The 15,449-nt window shown below is 29.0% G+C and carries 14 protein-coding genes; 10 read left to right on the forward strand and 4 right to left on the reverse strand.

Translation table 11 applies throughout. The annotated features are described in order from the left end of the window. Nucleotides 1-184 precede the first annotated feature (184 nt). The 6 genes from pyrR to PHEL85_RS04785 are packed head-to-tail and all read left to right on the forward strand — an operon-like array spanning nucleotide 185 to nucleotide 4,027. Nucleotides 185-724 carry a bifunctional pyr operon transcriptional regulator/uracil phosphoribosyltransferase PyrR gene (gene pyrR, locus PHEL85_RS04760; RefSeq protein ID WP_036821740.1) on the forward strand — a complete coding sequence of 180 codons (540 nt, stop codon included), beginning with the start codon at nucleotides 185-187 and terminating at the stop codon, nucleotides 722-724. A 2-nt stretch (nucleotides 725-726) separates the two neighbouring features. Then, entirely contained in the window at nucleotides 727-1,656 is a 930-nt protein-coding gene (locus PHEL85_RS04765) for an aspartate carbamoyltransferase catalytic subunit (RefSeq protein WP_036821741.1), read from the forward strand. 3 nt (nucleotides 1,657-1,659) lie between these two features. Further along, nucleotides 1,660-1,992, forward strand: coding sequence for a hypothetical protein (locus tag PHEL85_RS04770; RefSeq protein WP_036821742.1), 333 nt, complete (start codon nucleotides 1,660-1,662; stop codon nucleotides 1,990-1,992). A gap of 11 nt (nucleotides 1,993-2,003) precedes the next feature. Further along, nucleotides 2,004-2,324: a T9SS type A sorting domain-containing protein gene (locus PHEL85_RS04775; protein ID WP_036821743.1), complete on the forward strand. Its 321-nt coding sequence runs from the start codon at nucleotides 2,004-2,006 to the stop codon at nucleotides 2,322-2,324. Continuing rightward, the gene (locus PHEL85_RS04780; protein ID WP_036821744.1) at nucleotides 2,321-3,235 is read left to right on the forward strand and encodes a ribonuclease Z; all 915 of its coding nucleotides are present in this window, start codon (nucleotides 2,321-2,323) and stop codon (nucleotides 3,233-3,235) included. The genes PHEL85_RS04775 and PHEL85_RS04780 overlap by 4 nt, the downstream gene beginning before the upstream one ends. 21 nt (nucleotides 3,236-3,256) lie before the next feature. Continuing rightward, complete coding sequence (locus tag PHEL85_RS04785; RefSeq protein ID WP_036821745.1) at nucleotides 3,257-4,027, forward strand: response regulator transcription factor; 771 nt, start codon at nucleotides 3,257-3,259, stop codon at nucleotides 4,025-4,027. Nucleotides 4,028-4,196: 169 nt separating this feature from the next. On the opposite strand, the gene PHEL85_RS04790 is transcribed toward PHEL85_RS04785, so the two are convergent. Next, nucleotides 4,197-4,559 carry a CoA-binding protein gene (locus PHEL85_RS04790; protein WP_036821752.1) on the reverse strand — a complete coding sequence of 121 codons (363 nt, stop codon included), beginning with the start codon at nucleotides 4,557-4,559 and terminating at the stop codon, nucleotides 4,197-4,199. A 95-nt stretch (nucleotides 4,560-4,654) separates the two neighbouring features. On the opposite strand from PHEL85_RS04790, the gene PHEL85_RS04795 reads away from it, so the two are divergent. The 4 genes from PHEL85_RS04795 to PHEL85_RS04810 all read left to right on the forward strand — a co-directional run bounded on the left by PHEL85_RS04795 (nucleotide 4,655) and on the right by PHEL85_RS04810 (nucleotide 10,667). Then, nucleotides 4,655-7,096 (forward strand): TonB-dependent receptor domain-containing protein, encoded by a 2,442-nt coding sequence (locus tag PHEL85_RS04795; RefSeq protein WP_036821755.1) that lies wholly within the window; start codon nucleotides 4,655-4,657, stop codon nucleotides 7,094-7,096. Between the two features lie 142 nt (nucleotides 7,097-7,238). Continuing rightward, nucleotides 7,239-9,653, forward strand: coding sequence for an outer membrane beta-barrel protein (locus PHEL85_RS04800; RefSeq protein WP_036821758.1), 2,415 nt, complete (start codon nucleotides 7,239-7,241; stop codon nucleotides 9,651-9,653). A 127-nt stretch (nucleotides 9,654-9,780) separates the two neighbouring features. Further along, on the forward strand, nucleotides 9,781-10,239 hold the full coding sequence (locus PHEL85_RS04805) for a DUF4365 domain-containing protein (RefSeq protein WP_052108449.1): 459 nt from the start codon (nucleotides 9,781-9,783) through the stop codon (nucleotides 10,237-10,239). Further along, nucleotides 10,239-10,667: a hypothetical protein gene (locus PHEL85_RS04810; RefSeq protein WP_036821763.1), complete on the forward strand. Its 429-nt coding sequence runs from the start codon at nucleotides 10,239-10,241 to the stop codon at nucleotides 10,665-10,667. Before PHEL85_RS04805 ends, PHEL85_RS04810 begins: the two co-directional genes overlap by 1 nt. A gap of 212 nt (nucleotides 10,668-10,879) precedes the next feature. On the opposite strand, the gene PHEL85_RS04815 is transcribed toward PHEL85_RS04810, so the two are convergent. The 3 genes from PHEL85_RS04815 to PHEL85_RS04825 all read right to left on the reverse strand — a co-directional run bounded on the left by PHEL85_RS04815 (nucleotide 10,880) and on the right by PHEL85_RS04825 (nucleotide 15,211). Continuing rightward, nucleotides 10,880-11,887: a 3-oxoacyl-ACP synthase III family protein gene (locus PHEL85_RS04815; protein ID WP_036821766.1), complete on the reverse strand. Its 1,008-nt coding sequence runs from the start codon at nucleotides 11,885-11,887 to the stop codon at nucleotides 10,880-10,882. Nucleotides 11,888-12,103: 216 nt separating this feature from the next. Beyond that, a complete protein-coding gene (locus PHEL85_RS04820) occupies nucleotides 12,104-13,528 on the reverse strand; it encodes an aldehyde dehydrogenase family protein (protein ID WP_036821770.1) in 1,425 nt (474 codons plus the stop codon). A 111-nt stretch (nucleotides 13,529-13,639) separates the two neighbouring features. Beyond that, the gene (locus PHEL85_RS04825; RefSeq protein WP_036821773.1) at nucleotides 13,640-15,211 is read right to left on the reverse strand and encodes a GMC oxidoreductase; all 1,572 of its coding nucleotides are present in this window, start codon (nucleotides 15,209-15,211) and stop codon (nucleotides 13,640-13,642) included. Between the last annotated feature and the right edge of the window lie 238 nt (nucleotides 15,212-15,449).

The raw sequence follows: 15,449 nt of genomic DNA on the forward strand, positions 1-15,449 counted from the left end.
ATTTGAATTAGTACATTAAAAGTACTACAACTCTTATCCTTCTTTTAATTTCGTTTTTTTTGTTTTCAACAATTTAGTTAACATTAAAACACACCCGTTTTTAGTAGTTATAAATTTTGCACATACATTTATTTACAGTAATTTTGATTTTCAATAACTATCAAGCTAATTTGATAGCTTTCTTATGAGCAAAAAAATCTTACTTAACTCAAAAGATATTGAAATAATTCTACATCGATTGGCTTGTCAGTTAATCGAAAATCATAACGATTTTTCTAATACCGTTTTAATTGGTTTACAACCAAGAGGTAGTTTTTTGGCTAATAGATTAGCTGATATATTAAAAAACGAATACCAAGTTAAAGACTTACAATTAGGTCTTTTAGATATTACCTTTTACAGAGACGATTTTAGAAGAAGAGATGCTCCTTTAGCTGCAACTGCCACTAAAATGGACTTTTTAATTGAAGGTAAAAATGTAGTAATTATTGACGATGTTTTATACTCTGGTAGAAGTGTTAGAGCTGCATTAACTGCAATGCAAGCTTATGGAAGACCAGATAATATTGAGTTATTAGTACTAATAGACAGACGTTTTAGTAGACATTTACCAATTCAGCCAGATTATAGAGGCAGACAAGTAGATGCCATTAACGAAGAAAAAGTTTTAGTAACTTGGAAAGAAACACACAAAAAAGACGCAGTTTATATAGAATTTAAGTAATTATGTCAGAATTAAGTGTAGAACATTTATTGGGAATAAAGTATCTTAAAGAAACTGATATTGATCTTATTTTTAAAACAGCAGATCATTTTAAAGAGGTAATTAATAGACCTATTAAAAAAGTACCTTCTCTTAGAGATATTACTATTGCCAATTTGTTTTTTGAAAACAGTACAAGAACAAAATTGAGTTTTGAATTGGCTGAAAAAAGACTTTCTGCAGATGTAATTAATTTTTCTGCTGGTCAATCTTCCGTGAAAAAAGGAGAAACGTTAATTGATACTGTTAACAACATTTTAGCTATGAAAGTAGATATTGTTGTTATGAGACACGCAAGTGTTGGTGCTGGCGTTTTCTTATCTAAACATGTAGATGCAAAAATTATAAATGCTGGTGATGGAACGCATGAACACCCAACACAAGCTTTATTAGACTCCTACTCTATTAGAGAAAAATTAGGAAGTGTAAAAGGTAAAAAAATTCTTATAGTTGGTGATGTTTTGCACTCTAGAGTTGCTTTATCCAACATATTTGCTTTGCAATTACAAGGTGCAGAAGTAAAAGTTTGTGGACCAACAACGTTAATTCCTAAATACATTTCTAGTTTAGGTGTTGCAGTAGAAACCAATCTTAAAAAAGCACTAGAATGGTGTGATGTTGCTAATGTTTTACGTGTGCAACATGAAAGAATGGATATTAAATATTTTCCATCAACTAGAGAATACACACAACTTTTTGGGATAAATAAAGAGATTTTAGACAACCTTGGCAAGAAAATTGTAATTATGCATCCAGGACCAATAAATCGTGGAGTAGAAATTACAAGTGATGTTGCAGATTCTAATGAATCTATCATTTTAAATCAAGTAGAAAACGGTGTAGCAGTTAGAATGGCTGTAATTTATTTATTGGCTCAACAAGTTAAAAGATAAATTATGCAAATAGAAAAAAAAGAAACATATACACTTATTACAAGTAATGAAAATAATTTTTCTGAGTTTTATAATTCTTTCTTAATTGAAGAAAAAAAACTTCAAAAAGAAAACCTAATCCTACAAATTTCTAGTATTAGTAACCCAACTACTAAAGAATTTTTACTATTTTTGAATATAGCTGTGCAAAAAAAAGAAAATGGCACATCATTTGTAGTAGTAAATTCGGAAATTGACATAGACGATTTTCCAGAGAATTTTAACATTGTACCTACTTTACAAGAAGCAGAAGATGTTATAGAAATGGAAGATATAGAAAGAGATTTAGGATTTTAAACCAAACAAGCATGATTAAAAAAATACTTTTTATTTTATTTTTAAGTATTACCTCTTTAGGGTTTTCTCAAGAAAATTCAATTGATGGTTTATCTGCTGCTCCAAATCCGTTTACAAATTCTACAAAGATTAGTTTTACTTCAACTTCTAATGCTAACATTTATTTTACAGTTAAAAACGTTTTAGGAAAAACTGTTTTTAAAAAAAATATAAAAGTCCAATTTGGTAAAAACTCCATACCTTTTTACAAGAATGATTTACCAACAGGAATGTACATATACAGTATTCAAGATAAAAAGAAAATTATCTCAAAACGTTTTGTTATTAGATGAGTATCTCATTAACTATTTTGGGTTGTCATTCTGCAACACCAAGAGTAAACGCTTTTCCAACTTCTCAATATTTAGAAATTAATAACAGTCATTTTTTAATTGATTGTGGAGAAGGAACACAACGTCAAATGCGAAAATATAAAGTTGGTTTTTCTAAAATAAATCATATTTTTATTTCTCATTTACATGGAGACCATTTTTATGGTTTGGTAGGTTTACTTTCTACTTACGGAATGTTAAACAGAGAAAAAGAACTCCATATTTATGGACCAAAAGGGATTAAAGAAGTTACTTTACTACAATTAAAAGTTTCTAAATCTTACGCAAAATATAACATGATTTTTCATGAGTTAACTTCTAAAAAAAGTGAACTTATTTTTGAAGATGATAAAGTTTCTGTAAAAACAATTCCGTTAACTCATAGAGTTTATACAAATGGTTATTTATTTACAGAAAAAGAGAAACCAAGAAAGTTGAACATGTTAAATATTAGCGGTTATCCAGAAATTGACAAAGCTGATTTTTTAAATATAAAAGCTGGTAGAGATGTTGTTTTATCTTCTGGAGAAATTATATCAAATAAAGCATTAACATTAGACCCACCAAAAACATTAAGCTTTGCTTTTTGCAGTGATACAAGTTATAAACCAGATATTGTACCCATCATTGAAAACGCAGATTTATTATATCATGAAGCTACGTTTTTAAGTGATAGAGAAGATTTAGCTAAAAAAACAAAACATGCAACCTCTAAACAAGCTGCAGAAATTGCAAAAGCTGCAAATGTAAACCAATTAGTTATTGGTCATTATTCTGGGAGATACAAAGACATTAGTTTGTTTAAAAAAGAGGCTCAAGAAACTTTTGAAAACACAGCATTAGCAGAACCTGGTAAAGTATTTACAGTATAATTAAATAGAAATAAAGTTTATTTGAAAACGAAAAACATCAATTCAATTTATAATGAAATTTTTGATACCTACTCTAAAGTAGAGATTGAAGAACACATTAAAAAATTGATTGAACTTGATTTTTATTATCCATATAACACTACTTTTTTTTGCATAACAAATACTGCACAACAAAATTTTGAATATATCAGTAAAAATTTTACTGCTTGTACAGGTTTATCTATAGAAAAAATGCAAGAAGGTGGCATGAATTATTTCTGGTCACTTTTTCATCCAGAAGACATTAAACTATGGCTTTCTTGTTTAAATGAACTCATGGTTTTCACAATGAATGATCTGAATGACGAGCAGCGTAAAAAAATGAGTTATACTTGGAATTATAGAATTAAAAATGCCAAAGGAAACTACATTACAATCATACAAAATACAACTCCTCTTCAATTTGATAAAGATCATAAGCCTATTATTGGTCTGGCACATTATACTGTTTTAGATGGTGATTTAAATATGGATATTTGTGCATCTGCTAAATATTTAAATGAAGCAAATGAGTACGAAACTGTTTTTTATAAAAACATGTCTAATTCCAATTTATTAGATTCTATTAGCAATAGAGAAAGAGATGTTATTCGTCTTTTAATTTCTAAGAAAACAAGTCTTGAAATTGCCGAAAATTTAAATATTAGCAAACATACTGTAGATACTCATCGAAGAAATATTCTTAAAAAATTAAATTTAACTTCTACCTTTGAGTTAATCAGTTATTTTAAGAATACTCCATCACTTATATAAAATATAGCTACATCAATATACTCATTATGAGTATTGTATAAACTTTAATGATAAAGTATTTTTACAACAAAGTAAATTGGATTGGTCTCACTAATTGTCTATTAAGATATATTAGAAATCACAAGATTCTTTAAAAGAAAATGTCCTCCAATCCAATTCGATTTACTTTTTAATATTGATTTGTACTTAACAAAACCAAAGTACAAGCAACTTCCGATTCAATATTATTCTTTTTTAATAATTTTACAAATTCCATATTTTCTGTTCCAGGATTAAAAATAATTCTTCTTGGACTCAAACTTATAATATAATTGTAATACTCTAATTGCCTTTTGGGATTTAGATATAATGTTACAGTATCTATATTATTAAAAGGTATTTTTTTAGTTTCAATTGTCACATCTTCAACCTTTCCTTCTCTTAAACCAATTGCTACAACAGGTAACCTTTTACTTCTCAATCTTTTAATAGCAATATTAGAATATCGTGTTTCTTTTAAAGAAGCTCCTAAAACTAGTGTTACATTTTTCATTTGTTAATAATACGTTAAACAGCGTTAATGTTCGTAACAAATATAAACAAAGCCTCGTCTATTAAACATCAACCAAAATAATTAAATCAACCACGATGAGAAAAATATTAGTAATTGCAATTTTATTTATTTCTGCAAATTCATTTGCACAAATGGCAAAAGACAACTTACCAAAACCGGGTATAATAACAGGTAAAGTAATAGACAAAACCAATAATGAAGCACTACCTTATGTAAATATTGTTATAAGAGATTTTGCAAAAAAAATTATTACTGGTGGTATTACAGATGAAAACGGAAACTTTAAAATTAAAGACATTCCTAAAGGAAATAGTTTGGTAGAAGTACAATTTATTGGCTTTAAAATCTATTCTAAAAAAATTAGCGTTTCTAAAAAAAATAAAAATATCAATTTAGGAACTATCGCTTTAGAAGAAGACAGTGCTAGTTTAGATGAAGTAATTGTAAGAGCAGAAACTTCTTCTGTAGTACAAAAAGTAGACAGAAAAGTAATAAATGTTGGTAAAGACTTAACTTCTGCTGGTACAACAGCATCAGAACTTTTAAACAATGTACAATCTGTAAGTGTAGATAGCCAAACAGGTTCTATTAGTTTAAGAGGTAATGACAATGTAAGAGTTTTAGTTGATGGAAAACCAACCAATATTTCTGCGGCTCAATTACTAAAACAAATTCCTTCAACTTCTATAAAAAGTATTGAATTAATTACAAATCCTTCTGCAAAATACAACCCAGAAGGAATGAGTGGAATTATCAATATAATTCTAAATAAAAATGCAAATATGGGCTTTAATGGTTCTGTAGATACTGGAATTACGGCTGGTCATTATGTACGTTATAATGCATCAACTAACATGAATTATAAAACCGGAAAAGTAAATTTCTTTGGAAACTATGGATACAATGGCGGTGATAATTTTAACTACGGATTTGTAGATAGACCTTCTACTAATGTATTGCAAAACTTTCAATTTGTAAACAAAAACCAATCCCATTTATTAAAAGTTGGTGCAGATATATATTTAAATGATAAAAATACGTTGTCTTTTTATACTACTCAAAACAAGTTTATTGGTGGTGGAAATGGAAGTACAATAATTGATGGAAATGGAACATTAATTTCTGATGCCAGAAACATACAAGATCAAAACAATAATTCTGGTACCTACAATGTAAATTATAAAGTAGACTTTAAAAAAGAAGGTCATAATTTAGAATTTGAAGCGACTTACTCTAAAACAGATAATCCTGAAGATGCAGAAAATACAGATGATTTAAAGTTGGTAACAGATCCAGATTATAAAGTTTTTAATTATACAAATGATATTGAAAACGATAGAAATAATACTTTAATTAATATCGATTATACAAACCCAGTTTCTAAAGAAGGAAAATTAGAATTAGGTTTAGAGTATAGAAGTAATAATACTGCAAACATTAACCTTACAGATCAAGAAAGAGAAACAGCAGATGCTGATATTTATGAACGTGTAGGAAATTCTTCTTTTGATTATGATAGAAAAATTTATTCTGGTTATGTAAACTATGGTCATAAATTCGGAAAATTAACGATGCAGTTGGGCGCTCGATTAGAACAATATGAAATCGAAGGAACTTTTAATCAGGAAAATGCTGCTATAGAAAAAGTAACCGATGAAATTTTCACAGTATATCCATCTGCATTTTTCACATACAATCCATCAGAAAAAAACCAATTTCAAGTTAGTTATAGCAGAAGAGTTGATAGACCAAGTATTGGACAATTAAATCCAATTAGAGAGTGGAGTACACCTTTAATTACGTCTGTTGGTAATCCAGAATTAAACCCTCAGTTTACCAATTCGTATGAAGTTAATTATACGCGTCAAATTAAAAACGGATCATTAACATTTGGTACTTTTTACAGAAAAATAAATGATAACATTTCTCGTGTAACGTTTGCAGATCCTTTAGATCCTGATGTAAAACAAATTCTTTCTCACGCTAATTTTGATGACACAAGTTCTTACGGATTAGAATTTTCTGCAAACTATAAAGTAAATAATTGGTGGAGAATAAATTCTAGTATGGATTTTTACTCTCAAAAACAATTAGGTATTGTAGATCAAAATAATACAAATGCTACAAGAATAGAAGTTACAAACGAAGTTTTTAATGCAAGAATTAGCAATAGTTTTAAAGCATCTAAAAACTTAAGATTCCAATTATTTGCAATGTACAGAGGTCCACAAGAAGATATACAATGGAAAGTAGAAAACATGTGGATGGTAAATACTGGTGCAAGTTTAACAGTTTTAAAAGGAAAAGGAACTGTAAATTTAAGAGTAAATGATATTTTTAAAGGAATGAAATTTGCCTTTAACTCTTCTAGTCCATTTGTACAAAATGGTAAATTTAATTGGGAAAGTCAAACTGCTTATTTAGGTTTTAATTACAGATTTGGTAGTGGAAAAAACAAAGCAAAAAGAAGAAGACAAAGAGATAATAACACCAAACAAAGTGGTGGTGGCTTTTAATAAAGCATAATAATTCTAAATTACAACCTCAAGCAATAATTTAAAGCTTGAGGTTTTTTATTCTCCAAAATTTAATTACTTTTATCCTAGTTTGTTATAATTTTTATTTGCTATGAAAATTACAAATTAAATTTTGAAGAATATGAAAAAGTGTATCCCCTTTTTTCTACTCTTTTTATCACTTACTCTTTTATCTCAAACAAAAACAGAAGGTGTAAAAAAAGTAGGAATACTTACAGGAAAAGTTGTTGATTCTAAATCAAAAAAAGCATTACCTTATGTAAACATTGTTATTAAAGACCATATAGAAACTATAATTTCTGGTGGAATTACAAATAATAAAGGGACTTTTCTTATCAAGGAACTTCCTTTAGACTCTATTTTTATTGAATTCCAGTTTATTTGTTTCAAAACCATAAAGAGAAAAATTGTACTTTCTAACCTTCAACAAGAAATAGATTTAGCAACCATTCATTTAGAAGAAGACATTAAAAGTTTAGATGAAGTTGTTGTTAAAGCAGCATCTTCTAAAATTGTTCAAAAAATAGATAGAAAAATAATACATGTTGGTAAAGATTTAGCTTCTGCAGGTACCAACTCTTTACAGTTATTAGAAAATATACCTTCTGTAGAAGTAGATTTTAGTTCTGGTACTATTAATTTAAGAGGTAATAATAATGTGCGTGTTTTAATTGATGGCAAACCCTCCAACTTATCTCCTGCTCAATTATTAAAACAAATTCCTGCTGCTTCTGTAAAAAGTGTAGAATTGATTACAAATCCTTCTGCAAAATACAATCCTGAAGGTATGAGTGGAATTATCAATTTCATTCTAAAAAAAAATACTACCATAGGTTTTAACGGTTCTATAAATATTGGTGTAGAACATAGCATAAATACAAGACCAACTAGCTCATTAGATTTAAATTACAGAACTGGTAAAGTAAATATGTATGCAAATTACAGTTTCGATTTAGGGGAATTTGAAACCTTTTCCTTTTTTGATAGAACTGATAAAGAACTGTATCAAAACATCGATTATGTAGACAATACTACTAGTCATTATTTAAAAACAGGAATCGATTTTTACATCAACAAAAAAAATACGTTGTCCTTTTATACCTCGCAAAATTTTGCGGATACAGATTTTAGCATTAACAGTAAAGTGGTAGAAAATAACAATCTTGTTTTTAATGCACCCAACCTATCAAAATACAACACAAAAGAACAAGCGTATAATATTGATTACAAACTAGATATTGATGATAAAGGACAAAATATAGAATTCGAGATTAATTATACAAAAACAACAAATCCTCAAAACGATTTTGTGATAGAAACTGTAAACCCAAGTTCTAAACTATATAATTACGAGAATACAATTACCAATAATTCCGATACTTTTTTAGCCAATTTAGATTACACAAAACCAATTGCTGGAGGAAATTTAGAGTTGGGATTTGAAGCAAGAATTCATACTACATTTAATAACATTATTACAGATCAAGAAATTGAAACTGGTGGAACTCCTGCAATTGTACCTAGAGGAAATACTACTTTTAATTACGATAGAGATATTTACTCTGGTTATGTAAATTATACCAAAGAATTTCAAAAACTTACCTTTCAAGGAGGTTTGCGTTTAGAACATTTTACAGTAAATGGTTTGTTTGAAAACACAGTGCAAACAGCTACAAAACCTTATGAAGATACGTTTTTTACCATATATCCTTCTGCTTATTTCACCTATTCTGTTTCAGATAAAAACGAATTTCAGTTAGGTTATAGCAGAAGAGTAGACAGACCAGGTATTGAGCAAGTAACACCAATACAAGAGTGGACTTCTCCTCTAACCACTTCTATTGGTAACCAAACTTTATTACCACAATTTACCAATTCATTTGAAATAAATTATACCAGAAATATTAAAAATGGATACCTAACTTTTGGTACTTTTTACAGACATACTACAGACAAAATTGGAAGAATTATAAATAAAGATCTTACCAATACAGACAGACAATTGCTTTCTTATGAAAATTACGATACTTCAGACAGTTATGGTGCAGAGTTTTCTTCTAGTTTTAAACTGACAAATTGGTGGAGTTTTAGACCAAGTTCTAGCCTGTATTTTCAAGAAAGTGAGGGTATTATAAACAACCAAAACGAACGTATTAAAAACAATCGTTTTACAGCAAATATTAGCAATAGCTTTAAAGTTACTAAAAAATTAAGCTTTCAATTGTCTGGTATGTATAGAGGAAAAAACGAAAATGTACAGTTTAAAGTAAAACCTTTTTTCTTAGTAAATGCTGCAGCACAATTATCTGTTTTAGATGGTAATGGCGCCATTACAGTAAGAGGAACCGATATTTTTGACGGTTATAAATTAGATTTCTCTGCAACCAACCCATTTGCACAAACAGGAAACTTTACGTTAGAATACAGTTCTATATATTTTGGTTTTTCTTATGATTTTGGAAGCGGAAAAAACAGAGCTAGAGATAGAAAATACAGAGAAAAAAACGAAACCCAAGGAAGTGGTGGCGTTTTGTAACAAACTAGTTTAGTTTGTTTCTAAACTTAAAAAAAACGAACTTCGCTAACGCCGATTATAAGTCATTAAAACGACATCATAATCGTCTTAAGTTGTAAGCAATTAAAAAACAGAACTCAAAACAAAAATGAGTAACGAAATTGGAGATTTAGGAGAACATATTTTCAACGTTGAAATATCACGTGATTATACGTTTAGACCAAGACATTTAGGCGAAAAATGGCCTGCTTCTGATTTTTATGTAGAATTAATCGGACCATCGGAAGTTTTCTTCTTTATTGTTCAAGTTAAAGCAACTCACAGCGGATTAAATCGAAATGGAAACTTAAAAGTCAAAGTTCCTAAAGAAAAGCTTCATAAACTTAACGAATACTACTGTCCTACTTATGTAGCAGGAGTGGATAATGATACTGACGAGGTTTATTTAGTTTCCGTAAACACAAAACGAAGAAAAGGAATTAGTAGTCTTCCAACTAATTTCAATCTGAATAAAATTAATAGAGCCAAACTTTTTGATGAAGTAAAAAAGTTTTGGCTTGACTCGAATATAAAAACGCATAAACGAACTTTTAAACATAAACTCTAATGAGCAATATTCAGAACTTTAAAGAATGGAGAGCAGAAGAAATGGTAAAAGTGTTTTTGCTGAAATCTGGTTTCAAATTTGAAATTGAAACATTTCCGACACCAATGTTTGATTTGTTTGTTAAATTTAAAACTAATTCTAATGTTAAATTTGCAATTGAGGTTAAGACAAAAATAAGATTTCAAAGTAGAATTAATAAACAAATGAGTGCGTTGAAAACGTATCGTGATGCAGGACTAATTAATATTCCTGTTTTATTGATAAAAGTAGATGAAAAAGAAGAAGAAAGCGAATTTGACTTTTTAGTATTTCCTTCTTTTAAAGAAAATAAGCTTTTAATTAGAAATGAATTCAAATTCATCAAATTAAACAAAGAGAATTTTAAAATGAAGATGAATAGTATTGAAAAATGGTACGCTGAAAAATAACTGCTCACAACATCGCATAAAAATAATGCGTAGATTAGTACTTAAATAAAGAACAGTGCACTTTTGTTACTTCTGATTTTCCTGCGGAAAATCCTCGCACACAAAAACGCACAATTCTTATACGTAACCGTTAGCGAATCAATAAAAATCAAATAAAAAAGGTGCTACAAAATGTAACACCTTTTTTAATATTTAAAAATAATCGTAAAATATTACCAACGTATAATTACAGAACCCCAAGTAAATCCGCTACCAAAAGCAGCTAAAACTACTAAGTCTCCATCTTTAATTTTTCCTTTTTCCCAAGCTTCAGTTAACGCAATAATTACAGAAGCAGCAGTAGTGTTTCCGTATTTCATAATATTATTAAAAACTTTATCATCAGACAATCTAAACTTCTTTTGTATAAACTGTGCAATACGTAAATTCGCTTGATGAGGAATTAACATATCTATATCTTCTTTTTCTAAATTGTTGGCCGCTAAACCTTCTACAATCGCTTCAGAAAAACGGGTAATGGCATGTTTAAATACAAACTGTCCATTCATATATGGGTAATAAGAAACATCATCTGGATCGTTTGCTTCTAAAATTTCTGGTACCCATCTTTGTGTAGAAGGACCTTCTAAAACCAATTCTTTAGCGTGTTTTCCTTCAGAATGTAAATGAGAAGATAAAATACCTTTTCCTGCTTCTTCACTTCTAGATAATACCGCAGCTCCTGCTCCATCACCAAAAATTACTGAAACATTTCTTCCTCTTGTAGAACGTTCCAATCCTCCAGAATGGTTTTCTGCTCCAATAACTAAAATGTTTTTATACATCCCAGTTTTTATAAACTGATCTGCAACAGACATTGCATAAATAAAACCAGAACATTGGTTACGTACATCTAAAGCACCAATAGTTGGCATGTCTAACATATCTTGCACTTGCACGCCACCTCCAGGAAAATACATATCTGGACTTAAAGTTGCAAATACAATAAAATCGATATCATCTTTAGTTAAACCTGCTCTTTCTATAGCAATTCTAGCCGCTTTCGCTCCCATAACTGCTGTAGTATCTCCAGATTTTGGGTCAATCCACCTTCTTTCTTTTATCCCCGTTCTTTCTTGAATCCATTCGTCAGAAGTTTCCATAAATTCCTTTAAATCGTTGTTGGTAACAACATTCTCTGGAACATAATATCCAAGTCCTATAATTTTAGAATTGTACATATATTAATATTTTTAGTTAATTGTTAGATTGCAGAAAGCTAAAATAGGGATAAATTAACGTGTTTTCCAAATCAATTTTTTTATTTGGTGTAAGTAACGGATATACATCTAATAAAATAACGAAATTTTAGAAAACTGCCTTCTTTTTTTAATGAATAACTTTAATTAAATAAAGGTAAAAATGAAAGTGAAATTATTTTTTTAAGTTTAAACTAATTAAAGCCACTTTAAAGTAAAGTTAATAATTTTTTCTTTAAAATTAGTATAAGGAGGCACTAATAATTCTAACGCTCCTGGTATATTTTGCTTTAAAACACCTCTTGCATTTGAGAACTCTTGAAAGCCAAAAAAACCATGAGATTTTCCTATTCCACTATTATTAGAACCTCCAAAAGGTAAGTTATTATTGTAAAAATGAACAGCATTATTATTTACACAAGAACCACCTGCTCTTGTATTATTTAGAATATGAGCTATATTTTTACGGTTTTTACTGTATACATACAAAGCCAATGGTTTTTCTTTCGTATTTATGGCATCAATAACTTTGGTAACATCATCATAAGGAATAATTGGTAAAATGGGACCAAAAATTTCTTCTTGCATAACGCTAGAGTTCAAATCTACATTTGTTAAAATAGTAGGCTCAATTGCATTTGTATTTTCATCAACTTTACCACCAAAAGCAACTTTTGCTCCTTGTGATTTCGCATCAGAAATCATAGTACTAATACGTTTTTTGTGAGATGCATTTACAATACACGTATAACTTTTAGAGCTATTTGCATCTCCTTCATAAAAAGTAGCGAGTACTTTTTTAAATTCTGCAACCAATTCTTTTGCTTTACTTTTATGAACATAAATATAATCTGGCGCAATACAAACCTGACCAGCATTTACAAACTTACCAACTGCAATACGTTTTGCTGCCGTTTTTATAGACGCAGTTTCATCAACAATTATTGGTGATTTACCACCTAATTCTAAGGTTACAGATGTTAAATGCTTTGCAGCTGCAACCATTACAATTTTACCAATTGCTGGCGATCCTGTAAAAAAGATATGATTAAAGGGTAGAGATAATAAATCTGTAGATGTTTGTATAGCGCCTTCTATTAAAGTTACTTCATTTTCATTAAAAACAGCAGTTACTAATTCTTTCATCACCTTAGAAATATGAGGTGTCATTTCTGAAGGTTTTAAAATTACAGTATTACCTGCTGCAATGGCACTTACCAAAGGTGCTAATGTTAAATTAACAGGAAAATTCCAAGGAGAAATAATTAAACAAACTCCTTTAGGCTCGTGTTTTATATAGGAAGTAGACCCCACAAAAGCCAATGGTGTAGATACACTTTGTTTGTTTGCCCAAGAGTTTAAATGTCTTAAAGTATGTTTAATTTCACTAGTAACTGGGTAAATTTCTGTTAAATCTACTTCTGCTGCTGGCTTGCTCATGTCTTTATAAAGTGCCTCCTTAATAGCATCTCTATAAGTAACCTCAACTGCTTTTTTTAAAGCTAATAATTTCTTTCTTCTTTCTTTTATAGATTGATTTCCAACTACAAATTGATTTGCTTTGTGAGCATTAAAAATAGCAGTAATTGCTTCTTTATTTAACTCATCCTTAATAGGTTTCATAAATTATAGCTTTGAAAATTCTTAAAATATTACGATTCGATTTTACTAAAATAGGAATTCTATTACAGAATTCTTAAAAATTAAAAACTTTATAATTTCATTCCTTATTTATTATTCTTTTTTGCTTGGTATTTTACTCATAGCATATTCAGAAATTGCAGTTATTGACAAAGATGGATTCACTCCTGGATTTGCAGAAATCATAGAACCATCGCAAATCATCATATTCTTGTAGCCAAAAACATTACATTCTTTATCTATAACACCCGTTTTACTATCTGCTCCCATTACAGAACCTCCTAAAATATGAGCTGTTGTAGTAGTTCCTAAAAGAACATCTGTAAAATTTGAAAAAGGGATTCCTTTTATCTTTTTACCTACTTTTTTACTTAATGTAATTGCTTCAGGAATAAATGCATTTGGTTTTTCTCCTTCTTTTGCAATGGTTTTCATTTCTGTAAATCTACCTTTCTTTATTTGTAAAGTACTATCTAAAGTTTGCATAAATAATAAAATAGTGGTTTTCTCTGCGTATTTTTTAGTAAACAAGGTTTTTAAAACATAAAATGGTTTGGTTATTATAACCCCCAATACACCAATAATCCTAAAAATTCCGTATTTTCCTTTTACAGTTGGTAATGTAATTAGCTTTACAAAACTAGACCCTTTTGCATATCTAACAGGTTCTAAATGACTGTTTTTATCAGTATGTAAAATTGAGCCAATGGCAATACCTTTAGAGTAATCTTTGTCATCATCTTTAGTAGAAGTAACAGACAATAAAGATTCATTATTTGTTCTTATATCTTTTCCAACAAAGTTGGATAATTTTTTAAGAGAGGTTTCTTTTAACTTTAATAGTAATGGAATTGTTCCCATAACTCCACCAGAAAAAATAACACCTTTAGCAGTAACACTTGCTTTGTTTTTTCTACCAATACTAGATTTATAACTTATTTTATATCCTTTAGAAGAATTATTATCATCAATAGTTTCTACATTAAAAACTTCTTTTTCTGCAATTATTTTAGCGCCTAATTGTTGGGCTAAATACAAGTAATTTTTATCTAACGTATTTTTAGAATTGTACCTACAACCTGTCATACAAGCACCACAATGAATACAACCTTTTCTATCTGGACCTTTACCGTTAAAATATGGATCTTTCACTTTTTTACCAGGTTCCCCAAAAAAAACTGCAACTTTAGTGGGTTCAAATTCCTTTTCTTTTCCTAAATCTTTTGCAATATCTTTTAACAACAAATCGGCATCAAATAACTTAGGGTTTACTTCTGCTCCCAACATTTTATGAGCAGTTTTATAAAAAGGTTTTAATGTTTCTTGCCAAGAATTTAAGTTTGCCCAACTCCCAGTTTTAAAAAAATCTTCTTTGGGAATTGGTAAAGTGTTTGCATAAGTTAAAGAACCTCCACCAACACCAACACCGGAAAGTACTGTAACATGGTTTAAAAAAGTCATTTTAAAAATACCATGCAATCCAAAATTTGGTTTCCAAAACCATTTTTTTAAGTTCCAATTTGTTTTCGGAAAATCTTTTGCTTCAAACCATTTTCCTTTTTCAATCACTAAAACCTTATATCCTTTTTCAGATAAACGCAATGCACTTACAGAGCCACCAAAACCACTTCCAATAATTACATAATCGTATTCTAAATCATTCATAAATGATAAAATCTTAATTTGATAGATTCTAAATGTAGCAAAAATTCAGGTTATAAAATAAATTTCTGTCATCTTGTCACAAAACTACTTTTGGTATTTTTTTTGACTAATAGTAAAATATAAAAATAATTATAAACTGTTATTTGTAATTGTCATTTTGGGCGAAATGAAAAGAAGTCGAAAAATCTTACATCAATTTTTAGATTTCTCCATAAAGTCGAAAAGACAAATTAGAATA

The organism is Polaribacter sp. Hel1_85 (genome assembly GCF_000766795.1).
Lineage (GTDB): Bacteria > Bacteroidota > Bacteroidia > Flavobacteriales > Flavobacteriaceae > Polaribacter.

Bases quoted from the DNA above. Each gene is read 5' to 3' on its own strand.
- PHEL85_RS04795 (WP_036821755.1), top strand. From the start codon at position 4,655: ATGAGAAAAATATTAGTAATTGCAATTTTATTTATTTCTGCAAATTCA.
- PHEL85_RS04805 (WP_052108449.1), top strand. From the start codon at position 9,781: ATGAGTAACGAAATTGGAGATTTAGGAGAACATATTTTCAACGTTGAA.
- PHEL85_RS04765 (WP_036821741.1), top strand. From the start codon at position 727: ATGTCAGAATTAAGTGTAGAACATTTATTGGGAATAAAGTATCTTAAA.
- PHEL85_RS04770 (WP_036821742.1), top strand. From the start codon at position 1,660: ATGCAAATAGAAAAAAAAGAAACATATACACTTATTACAAGTAATGAA.
- PHEL85_RS04810 (WP_036821763.1), top strand. From the start codon at position 10,239: ATGAGCAATATTCAGAACTTTAAAGAATGGAGAGCAGAAGAAATGGTA.
- PHEL85_RS04800 (WP_036821758.1), top strand. From the start codon at position 7,239: ATGAAAAAGTGTATCCCCTTTTTTCTACTCTTTTTATCACTTACTCTT.
- PHEL85_RS04775 (WP_036821743.1), top strand. From the start codon at position 2,004: ATGATTAAAAAAATACTTTTTATTTTATTTTTAAGTATTACCTCTTTA.
- PHEL85_RS04820 (WP_036821770.1), bottom strand. From the start codon at position 13,528: ATGAAACCTATTAAGGATGAGTTAAATAAAGAAGCAATTACTGCTATT.
- pyrR (WP_036821740.1), top strand. From the start codon at position 185: ATGAGCAAAAAAATCTTACTTAACTCAAAAGATATTGAAATAATTCTA.
- PHEL85_RS04780 (WP_036821744.1), top strand. From the start codon at position 2,321: ATGAGTATCTCATTAACTATTTTGGGTTGTCATTCTGCAACACCAAGA.
- PHEL85_RS04815 (WP_036821766.1), bottom strand. From the start codon at position 11,887: ATGTACAATTCTAAAATTATAGGACTTGGATATTATGTTCCAGAGAAT.
- PHEL85_RS04825 (WP_036821773.1), bottom strand. From the start codon at position 15,211: ATGAATGATTTAGAATACGATTATGTAATTATTGGAAGTGGTTTTGGT.
- PHEL85_RS04790 (WP_036821752.1), bottom strand. From the start codon at position 4,559: ATGAAAAATGTAACACTAGTTTTAGGAGCTTCTTTAAAAGAAACACGA.